Below are 9,282 nucleotides of genomic sequence, written 5' to 3'. Positions count from 1 at the left end.
GATCCCAGTGAGCCGTCCTTCGCGGCGTTTCAGCAGCCCCGCTGAGGTCTGGCATTCATCATGGTTGGTTTATCCGGTTCTACTGAAATTAATTGCACATAAGCGTGGGAAAAAACCCCGTAGCCACCAGCTTGGGAGCCATGGCGCTACGGGGTCTTCTGCACCCGGCCAACCCTGGGGAGGCCAACGCCGGGGAGCCTTGGATCAGAGTCGACCTATCCGCTGCTGCGGCTCCTGCCGTCGAAGCGTGTCATGGCGCCGTCGCGCAATGCCGCATCGTGATCACGATGGGCAGCCTGGTCAAGCAAGGACAGGATCATGCCTTGCCCCTCCGGAAGAAACGTCTGGCTGCGTTGATCTCCGGTCCGTCTGTGGCGGCAACCACGAGGCGAAGGCTTTCCGTCGCCGAAAGGCTGGTGGGCGGCAGATGGGCGAGCGTCGCGGCCCTCACCTCATCCAGCGCCTGCGCCATCCTGGCGGCGCGGCCCTCGATGGCATCGTGAGCCTTGCGCATCGCTTCGAGGGCGGCCTCGGCCAACTCAGCGCGCTGCTCCAGGGAGGCGACCGCGTCCATCGCCATGACCTGGGTGTCACCGAGCATGTCCGCGAGGTCGTTGCTGTGCGCCTTCGCGGGCTCCACGGCATCGGGCCCGGCTGGCAGGTTAGGCAGCTCCACCGCTGGCGCGGTCATCCGAGCGAGGGCTTGGGCAGCCTCGGAGAGCAGGGCAAACGTGGCCCCATCGGAGCGTGAGGCAAGCTGGAGCAGTCGCTCCGGGAGATCTGCCTTGGTCACCATCAGAGCCCCACGTACAGTCTGAAAGCGCGGAACAGGCGGGCGCCAGCCCATAGCCAGCACAGGTACGATCAACTTCACTCAGACATCCATCAAATACGTATTTGCGTCGGCCATCAGCGGTAATGGCACGGTCAATGTGCTCGCCGGCACGATCACGCTCACCGGTCCCAACAGCCCTTACTAGCGCACAATGCCGATTAACCGGTTCTTAACTACGGCGGGCGCCATCCTAAGGTGTCCATCAGAGCCGGGGGCTTGGAAAGGACTTAGACCATGCGAGCGCTCGATGCTGACCAAGCCGTCGTGGATCAGTTCGTCGGTCTGCCAGTTGCCTTTGTCGAACGCCAACTGATCCTCGCCACGCTGCGGGAAACCGGCGGCAACCGCACCCATGCCGCCTCTCTGCTCGGCATCTCCATCCGCACGTTGCGTAACAAAATTACGTTGTACGCAGCGGACGGCTACGATGTGCCGGAACCCGCACATCCAGGGGCACAATGAGCGCGCGATGCCCCTTGCCCCATCGCATGGCATCGCCGCAGCAAACCTCGTCTCCTCCGCAACCATGGCCGGCCTGCTGCGCTGCCTGGTGCAGAAGGGCGTTTTGCAGTCCGCCGACGTAAGGGAGATCTACGAAATCGCGCTTCTCGTTCTTGAACAGCAGCAGGGCGCTGTGCCGGGCGCAGCAGCCACCTTCAAGGCCGCCCGATCCGCAATTGAACGGAACCTGGCCTAACCGGCACCATATGCTGCATCAGATTGCCGGGAACCGGCCAATATATGGGTCAAGTAAATTAAAAGTCCTCGATACGAATATTTTGTGTTGTATCTCGCTTGCATCAATGAATAATCCCCTCGCGCGGCGGCAGAGGCCGATTGCAAGGCCAGAAAGAGATTGCGCCTCGCGCATTGAAAAGACCTCGGCGGGATTGCTCTCGTCGCGGCCAGGCAATAATGGCCGTTCAAATCTACCGATTGCGCCGATCTTCTTAAAATGGACTGGGAAGATCTGCATGCAACCCAACTTATCCTGATCCAGGCGCCATCGATCCTTCCCATGACCTGAAAGAGGCTCTGATCAAGGGCCACACGATCAGGTCAAACCGGATCCATACGTTAGGCGCCCATGCGATCCTCAGCTGGAGACCTCCATGATCCACGCGAAAACCTTGCCGCATCGCGGCAGCAGCATGCGGAGCAGCAGCTTCATCGTCGGCCGGAGCCGTGACGGCAGCTGGACCGTCCGCGAGATCGGTGGCTTTGTCGCGGCCACTTTCCCCAATCGCAGCGAGGCGATCCGCTTTGCCCGGTCCGAGAGCGGCGAGCGACAGGGCGCGGTCGTCCTGGCGCCCTTTACAGGCGTCCATGCCGCAGCGCTTGAAGCTCTTCTTCAAAGCAGCGGGCTTCGCAACCAGTCACAGTCTCATTGAGAGGAGACTCGACCATGCATGACCTGCCGAAAAACCTGATGGAGCCGTGGGAGACATTTCTCACGGCGGTCGTGAAGGCAAACAGGCTCGCCCTCGACAATCTGCAAAAGCTGAGTGTTCTGCAGATGGATATGCTCCGGACGTGCATGGATCTAGGTTTTGCGCGCCTGAGGGCCGCTGCAGATATAAAAGACGCGCAGGACTTCCTGGATTTCCAGGCCGGCCAGATCGACGCCACGATAAGCCTGTCCGAGACGCTGGACGACGAGGGCAAGGCGCTGGCTGACCTCGGCGATGACATCATTGCCGAGTGCAGCAGGTTGACCGAAGATGTCGCTGGCGGGCCGCTCCAGCCCCCACGCAAGGCCGCTTGAGCGACGCCCGCGATCTCGCGGCGACGCCTCCCCCCGGAACCTATGGCGCTCGGCCGGCTGCGGCGGAACAAAAAAAGAAGTGGCACCCGACCTGGATAACAATGCCATCCAGGTCGGCGCGAGCCGGTCCAGTAATGCCAGCATGACGTCGCTTCCGGCGACCAGGTGCGGCGTCGGGACACAATGACCGGCACGCCGCTGGCGGAGCGCTGAACAACGCCCCACATCACCCAGACGACGTCTTGCCAGGGGCTATGGGTAAGATCATCGGACCATCGCCCCCCGCTTCCGGACAATCCCCCGAAGACCTAGGCCCGAAGAAGAATGTCCCGCACCTGCGTCGCGGCCCATTTGCCCTTACGAGCCGTCTGGACGCCTCTGGCATTGAGCATGTCCGCTATCGCCCGGAGCGAAGCGCCCGAGGCGCGAGCGTCGCGGATCATCGGCAGGATCGCAGCGGCAAAGCGATCAGCATTGGCCTTGCCCGTGGCCGCGCCCTTGGCCTGGGCCTCGGCCAGGTTCGTCCGGTTGCCGAGCGGCACACCCTTCGCCTTCGCGGCAGCCAGCGCCGACTTCGTGCGGGCGGAGATCATGGCGCGCTCTTTCTCGGCGAGCGCGGCATAGATGTGGAGCATGAACGGGTCGGCATCCGCGCCCAGCTCGGTGACGATGAATGGAATGCGCTGCGCCATGAGGCCGGCGACGAAGGCCACATCACGAGACAGGCGATCAAGCTTGGCGACGACGACCGCGCACTTGTGGCGGCGGGCCTCGGCCAGGGCGGCGCCAAGCTGCGGGCGACGATCGAGAGCATCGGAGCCCTTTCCTGTCTCGACCTCGACATGCTCGCCGACAATCTCGAAGCCTTCGACCTCGGCAAAGCGGGCAATGGCGGCGCGCTGCGCTTCAATGCCCAGGCCGGAGCGTCCCTGCTGTGCCGTGCTAACCCGCCGGGCCGCGCCCAGCAGCGACAGCAGGATCAGCACCCGCTCGGACGGCGCCTGGCCGGCATACAGCCCAGCCAATCCTGCGAAGGGCCCGCGCTCGACCCGCACCCGATCGCCAGGCAAGAAGCGCGGCGGTAGCTCGATCAGGCCGTCGACCTCGCGCCCGCGCAGCTCCCCGATGACGTCATCGGCGACCCGCGCAGGCCCGCTGCCGTTCATGATCAGCGACCTGATGCCCGGCGACCAGCGCGCTCCATGCCATTGCGCCGTGATCCCGACGAAGATGTAGCTCGGAAAAAGCAGTGGCGTCGCCTCGACGACCCGGCGGCGCAAGACACGGCGCTCGACGATGCGCGGCGCATAGACCTCGAAGCCGCTGCGCTTCAGTTCGGCGAGCGCCAGCGCCTCACGGCTGACCCGGGCCACGACCCACATTCAGCGGGTGCCGTAAGCGCGGCCGGCGTGCGGCATGAGGCTGGGCATGGGTTCCCCGAGGCAAGGGATGCCGGGCATGTGACCGCGAAGGCCGCCCCGCCGCAAGGCTGGTCTTCCCAGCAGTGGCAAAACCACGGGCCGATGATGTGCCCCACCTCGCCCCCGTCCATTTTCATGGACGGATCCCACGGCTCGCCGACGTCGAGCTTGTTGGCGCTGACCCAAGGGTCTTGGCTGAACTTTACGGCGCGACGCTCGCGAATGCGCGGGGGGCATTACTACAGTTGTAGGTCGCTACCGTAGAGATAGGATCATTGGCGCAAGTAAGCGGCATCAAGAGCCGCATTGCATCGCGCGGAAACCACGCGCCTTGCCGTTGTAAGGCATGCGAGAATATTGCCCTGACCCGCCACGAYTCCTTTACAACGYTGATTGGCATCCGCGYTGCAGCTCTTCAAAACATTAGCCGCGCGTGCCGCACATTTTTTTGCTAACTTGTCTTTTTCTTGGGAAAGGCAACTAAGGAGGTCTGTTTTGACCCACCCAGCCGCGTCTGTTTGTACCGGCACTCCTTTGCCACTGCACCGCTCTTGTAGTTCTTTGCCGCAAGCAAGATCCTCCGCCCGCGCCTTCTGTGCCTCAGCAACGTTGAAGTGGGCATCAGAGATAAACATTGCAGCAGAGAACGCGATAGCTGTGATGACACCACAACGGCGGAAAGCACCTCGCAGCATTTTCATTTTCCTTCTCGCGATTTTGCGAGCGTAGCACGTATCGGCGCACTGCGCATCTCGTCGCCCGCCGTCGAGCCACGCGCCCTTCATAAGATATAGGGCGCGTCCCGCTTGATCCGATCGGACACCGCTGCGACGCGCACTGTGCCCGCTCCAGCCGACCAGCCAGCTTACGATACAACTTGAGGCGGTCACTGCGGGTGAGGATAGGCGTCCATTTCCTAGCATTTCGGCCCTCGGAGCCCTAATCCCAAGCCTCACAAAGACGCGCCGGCCAAACTCAAACGGCCGCCACGGGCCTCCTGAGGCTCGACGGGGCCCTCCAGGCCCAACCTTCGCTTTCAGGGGCCAGGGGGGGGCATTCCTAAAACAAGGCTTCTCTCCGGGGCCGGGCGCGGCGGCGCTCGAAAAGGCACATAGTCGTTCAAAAATTTCCCAATGAAATAAATGACTTAGCTGGTGATCTGGGGGTATGGGAGGCAGCCGGGATCCCTGGGGGGGCAGCCCCTTGGAATTGTTGCATAATTTGACTAGTCGCGCGGTCCTCTCCGCCCGCCAGGCGCACCGGCCCCGGAACATCTCGAGCAGCTCGCCCAGCGTCGTGCCGGCGCCGAATTTCTCCGCACAGGCCGCCAGTCCCCCGTCTGCCCAGCGCTTGCAGTAATCGCAGCGAAAGCGAAGCACGATCCACGGATAATGCCGGAGATCCGTCTCCAGGGTTGGCGGAATGGTCGGCCTGATCGGCATCGGAAGACGACATTTGACTCGCGCTCTGATGAGAACAAAAATAGAACATGCATGACGTGTAGGGAGTCAAGCCATGCCGCATTCGAATGCGCCGCACCGACGATGGCGGAGCGCGATCGTCATTACCGACACCCTGGAATGGTTGGCGGCCCGGCAGCGAATGGCCGAGATCGAGGATGCACACCCTGGCAGCCCAGAAGCGGAGGAGCGGGCAGAGCTCGATTATGCCTCCTTCTGCTGGGAGGAGGACCACATGCCGCCGCTCATGTTCGAGCTTTTGCCATTTCCGGCGCCGCTTAACCGTCTACAGATCCCGTACTGAAAACTCGATGCCGCCTAACGGCTGCTCGACCGAACTGCATCTCCGAGAGGCAGTCGGCATTCCGCGCGAAAGTTCCCGTGAAGCACCTCGTCTTCCTGCTTGCCCTGGCCTGCTCGACCGCGTCTCTCGCCGAGCCCCGCGTGGTCATCATTGACGGCGACACCGTCGACATCGCCGGTGAGCGCATCCGGATCCTGAACATCGACGCGCCTGAGACGCGTGGGGCGCGCTGCGAGGATGAATTGATCCTCGGTCTGCTGGCCAAGGAACGCCTGGCTGAGCTCCTACGCGCCGGCCCGGTGGCGATCGATAGGTGCGAAAGTTCCGGTCGGTGCGAGGATCGCTACGGCAGGACTCTGGCGAGGCTTAGGACGGCCAAGGGTGACGTTGGCGCCATCCTGATAGCCGAAGGACTGGCACAGCCCTGGAAGGCCGGTGGGGCAGCTAGGGCGCAGCGGATCCAGACTTGGTGTCCGCGCTGACCTCATAGACGTCACCCATCTCGGCCTCGTCGCGCATGCCCTTGTAGCTGGCGTGCCGCAGCTTTCCATCATCGGTCCAGGCGCGGAAGTTCACCTCGACTGTGACCGCCGGTGTGACCCAGCGGACTCCCGGCCGTCTCAAAGGAAGTGCAGGCTTCGGGATGATCATCGTGTCCAGAAGCTTCCGGATCGCCACGGCGCCCTTATAGCCGAAGCCGGTCCCGACGCCGCCCACGTAGACGAGGGCGCCGCCCTTGCGCGCCGCAAGGAGCAACCTGCCCAAGCCGCCAAGGGCGGACGCCGAGAACTCATAGCCGATGACCAGGAAGGTCTCGGACTGAGTGCATTTGATCTTCAGCCATTCGCCGCCCCGGCCGGACCGGTAGGGCGCATCGCGGCGCTTCGCGATGATGCCCTCGAGGCCCATCTTGCAGGCGAGGGTCAGGAAGGCGTCGCCCTCGGCGTCGACGTCCTCGCTGAACAGGATCGAGGTATGGGGCTTTATGATGCCGGCGAGCATCGCGCGCCGCTCCTCACACGCCAGCGGACGGAGATCGTGACCGTTGAGATAGAGCACGTCGAAAGCGTACAGGAGCGCCCCGGCGGCAGATCGCTTGCCGCCCCGGCCACCGAGAGCTCGCTGCAGGGCGCTGAAGTCGGACGCACCGCGTTTGTCGAGCACGACGGCCTCACCGTCGAGGATTGCGCTGTCCAGCCCGAGATCCAGAGCATCAGCCGCGATCGTCGGGAAGCGGTTCGTCCAGTCATGGCCGCCCCGGGTCAGGATCCGAACCGTGCGATTATCAATGTGGATGGCGAGACGATAGCCGTCCCATTTGACTTCATAGGACCAATCGTCGCCGGGAGGAGGTTTGGAAGTCAGCCGCGCCAGGCAGGGGCCAACCCGTTCCGGCATGGGGTCAAAGCGAAGCTTCCGCTGGCGCGCATCCCGCGCCTTGCTGACCGGTCCTCGGACAGTCTCGGCACCAGGACCGGAACGCAACAAGCGACGCGCACACACAACTACAACTCCACCACGCCCGCAGAACGTCGCGGCGATCGGAATCGTTCCTGAGATGGAACCGATACCTCGTGAAATCGTCGTTCCCGCAAATGGCTTAAATTTCAGCGGAGAAGGGGGGCAAGATGATTGAGGCGAAGCCCGGACACCGCAAACCTCGCAGGCACAAGCTTCGGATCGCGCTAGATGGGCGGGACTTTGAGGTCTTCGAGAGGTTCCGCCTTTCACACGGCATACCAAGCGCATCAATGGCTTTGCGTGAGCTTTTAAGGCGGGGGCTTGAGGCAGCKGGCCGCTCTGCTCGACCATAACCGCCATCTTGCTTTGCAATTCACGGTGGCCGCCCCCAATAATGGAGGGCGACCACCGCGTTTCATTAAATATAAAATACCATAAACAAAGTTTACAATTTTTATATTCGACATATCATCCAATATAAAATCTCTAATGAAAGAGCAGTAATATTTATATTGATTATGAACTAGAGACCAATGACGTTGCGATATTGCGACTTAGGTCGCAGACCTGCTCCCCGGCTTCCCTCGCGGACTCTGGGGAAGCTCTCCGCCGCATAGCACCCAAACTCAAAAAGGCCCGCCACCCCTTTCGGAGCGGCGGGCCATTTTCAACAGGGTAGCGTCAAACCGGGAGGCAGGAGCCACTCGAAAGCCGGTTACACCGGTCAGCCGCTCGATTTCGGGGGAAGCGGCAGGCCCGGCCCGCCTGAGCGCCAGGCGCTGGCGCTCAGGCGGCGATGGCTTTTTTCCGCTTCTTTGCCGTTGGCGCAGCCAATGCCGCGACGCGATCATTAGCTTCCTTCTCCAGGCGCTGTTGCTTCAGCTTAGCCGTGTTCGCATCACGGTGCCGGGCGAGGGTATCGGACTCCAACATGATCCGATTGCGCGCGAGYAATTGGGTCTGGGTCTTCAGAAAATTMTTGTCGGCATCGACGCGCTGCTTTGAATGTTCAGCCATGTCCATCTCCTGTGCGGTATTCCGCTGTCGCCGGCAGTAACGAAAAAAGGCCAAGCAGRAGCTTGGCCTTCCCTCGAATCACTGTTTGTCGACGATGCCAGTACATCCGTGGTCATCGTCGAAGAAACAGTCAGATCATGCGGCTTGGAGCTGCTCGGCCGCCATCTTGCCSGACYTGTTGTCGCGGGCGACTTCGAAGCCGAGCTTCTGGCCTTCCTGCAAATCGCGCATTCCAGCGCGCTCGACGGCGGAGATGTGAACGAACACATCCTGGCTGCCGTCGTCAGGCTGAATGAAGCCAAAACCCTTGGTGGAATTGAACCATTTCACTGTGCCGGTGGTCATGAGAAACCCTCCTTTTTGGCAAGACCTGTCGTTCGCCGAACGAATGTTCGGCGAGTTCAGAACGATTTCGAAAGGGGGAGTTCATCAGAGCCGCGCCAAAGCGCGAAAATAACAAGGACCGTCCAAGCAAATATCGACAAAAACCAATCTACACGTCGACACAGCCAATGTCAATGTTCGATTTAAGGCATCGAATAATACATGCAGTGCAAGGCAAAAGACTTACAAAATCAGGGAATATCTTTCGCTTTCGTCCTTTTTGAACTGCTAGGCCTACAGAGCGCAAAATTCGAAGGACCACACACAACCAGTAGGAGACGCGCCCCAAGGCACGAATGTCCGGTTCTGGGCAGACAGCCAACTTCGGCTCTCCACCCGCCCGCGACTCTCGGAACGTCTGCTAATGGGCAACGTCCGGGCGGTCCCTGGAGCCGGCGAGGTCAGTGCTGGGAGTTGCCCATCGATGCCATCCACTCGTTACAAAATTTTTGGAATCACCGAGAAGCACGAAACCTTCCCGATTCTGATGCTTAGTAGGCCTCAGGTGGCCTTCGCTACCTGATGCCGGGAATTCCTGCCTGATGCGTTCGGCGTGGGCGGCCGGACAGAGGGAACCCAAGAGGCATCTCCGCGCTCGCTCCTGCGCCGACCGTGCGTCTGCATTCCCCACTCAG

The 9,282-nt window shown here is 61.6% G+C and carries 12 protein-coding genes; 6 read left to right on the top strand and 6 right to left on the bottom strand.

Features of this window, described 5'->3' with window-relative positions; all coding sequences use genetic code 11:
• Window positions 1–316: 316 nt before the first annotated feature.
• On the bottom strand, window positions 317–691 hold the full coding sequence (locus AC1DGP_RS34800) for a hypothetical protein (RefSeq protein ID WP_476833246.1): 375 nt from the start codon (window positions 689–691) through the stop codon (window positions 317–319).
• Between the two features lie 378 nt (window positions 692–1,069).
• On the opposite strand from AC1DGP_RS34800, the gene AC1DGP_RS34795 reads away from it, so the two are divergent.
• Both AC1DGP_RS34795 and AC1DGP_RS34790 read left to right on the top strand, forming a co-directional pair.
• Entirely contained in the window at window positions 1,070–1,297 is a 228-nt protein-coding gene (locus AC1DGP_RS34795) for a helix-turn-helix domain-containing protein (protein WP_476833245.1), read from the top strand.
• Window positions 1,263–1,532 carry a hypothetical protein gene (locus AC1DGP_RS34790; protein WP_476833244.1) on the top strand — a complete coding sequence of 90 codons (270 nt, stop codon included), beginning with the start codon at window positions 1,263–1,265 and terminating at the stop codon, window positions 1,530–1,532. Before AC1DGP_RS34795 ends, AC1DGP_RS34790 begins: the two co-directional genes overlap by 35 nt.
• A gap of 18 nt (window positions 1,533–1,550) precedes the next feature.
• On the opposite strand, the gene AC1DGP_RS34785 is transcribed toward AC1DGP_RS34790, so the two are convergent.
• Window positions 1,551–1,811, bottom strand: a complete 261-nt coding sequence (locus AC1DGP_RS34785) for a hypothetical protein (RefSeq protein WP_476770248.1) — start codon at window positions 1,809–1,811, stop codon at window positions 1,551–1,553.
• 136 nt (window positions 1,812–1,947) lie between these two features.
• Here AC1DGP_RS34785 and AC1DGP_RS34780 point away from each other — a divergent pair, with 136 nt between their 5' ends.
• Together AC1DGP_RS34780 and AC1DGP_RS34775 are read left to right on the top strand one after the other, a co-directional pair.
• Window positions 1,948–2,226 (top strand): hypothetical protein, encoded by a 279-nt coding sequence (locus AC1DGP_RS34780; protein WP_476770249.1) that lies wholly within the window; start codon window positions 1,948–1,950, stop codon window positions 2,224–2,226.
• Between the two features lie 14 nt (window positions 2,227–2,240).
• A complete protein-coding gene (locus AC1DGP_RS34775; protein ID WP_476770250.1) occupies window positions 2,241–2,600 on the top strand; it encodes a phasin family protein in 360 nt (119 codons plus the stop codon).
• A 308-nt stretch (window positions 2,601–2,908) separates the two neighbouring features.
• Here the strand turns inward: AC1DGP_RS34775 and AC1DGP_RS34770 are convergent, their stop codons facing one another.
• Window positions 2,909–3,973, bottom strand: coding sequence for a recombinase family protein (locus tag AC1DGP_RS34770; RefSeq protein WP_476833243.1), 1,065 nt, complete (start codon window positions 3,971–3,973; stop codon window positions 2,909–2,911).
• 1,563 nt (window positions 3,974–5,536) lie between these two features.
• Here AC1DGP_RS34770 and AC1DGP_RS34765 point away from each other — a divergent pair.
• Window positions 5,537–5,785 carry a hypothetical protein gene (locus AC1DGP_RS34765; RefSeq protein ID WP_441509051.1) on the top strand — a complete coding sequence of 83 codons (249 nt, stop codon included), beginning with the start codon at window positions 5,537–5,539 and terminating at the stop codon, window positions 5,783–5,785.
• Between the two features lie 77 nt (window positions 5,786–5,862).
• Window positions 5,863–6,267: a thermonuclease family protein gene (locus tag AC1DGP_RS34760; RefSeq protein WP_441509052.1), complete on the top strand. Its 405-nt coding sequence runs from the start codon at window positions 5,863–5,865 to the stop codon at window positions 6,265–6,267.
• Here the strand turns inward: AC1DGP_RS34760 and ligD are convergent.
• The 3 genes from ligD to AC1DGP_RS34745 all read right to left on the bottom strand — a co-directional run bounded on the left by ligD (window position 6,230) and on the right by AC1DGP_RS34745 (window position 8,608).
• A complete protein-coding gene (gene ligD / locus AC1DGP_RS34755) occupies window positions 6,230–7,183 on the bottom strand; it encodes a non-homologous end-joining DNA ligase (RefSeq protein ID WP_476833242.1) in 954 nt (317 codons plus the stop codon). The genes AC1DGP_RS34760 and ligD overlap by 38 nt on opposite strands.
• Window positions 7,184–8,032: 849 nt before the next feature.
• The gene (locus AC1DGP_RS34750) at window positions 8,033–8,263 is read right to left on the bottom strand and encodes a hypothetical protein (RefSeq protein WP_476833241.1); all 231 of its coding nucleotides are present in this window, start codon (window positions 8,261–8,263) and stop codon (window positions 8,033–8,035) included.
• Between the two features lie 135 nt (window positions 8,264–8,398).
• Window positions 8,399–8,608 carry a cold-shock protein gene (locus AC1DGP_RS34745; protein ID WP_476833240.1) on the bottom strand — a complete coding sequence of 70 codons (210 nt, stop codon included), beginning with the start codon at window positions 8,606–8,608 and terminating at the stop codon, window positions 8,399–8,401.
• Window positions 8,609–9,282 lie beyond the last annotated feature (674 nt).

The sequence above is a fragment of the Allobosea sp. 05T433 genome (assembly GCF_056396065.1).
This window is presented reverse-complemented; position numbering and strand designations above follow the sequence as displayed.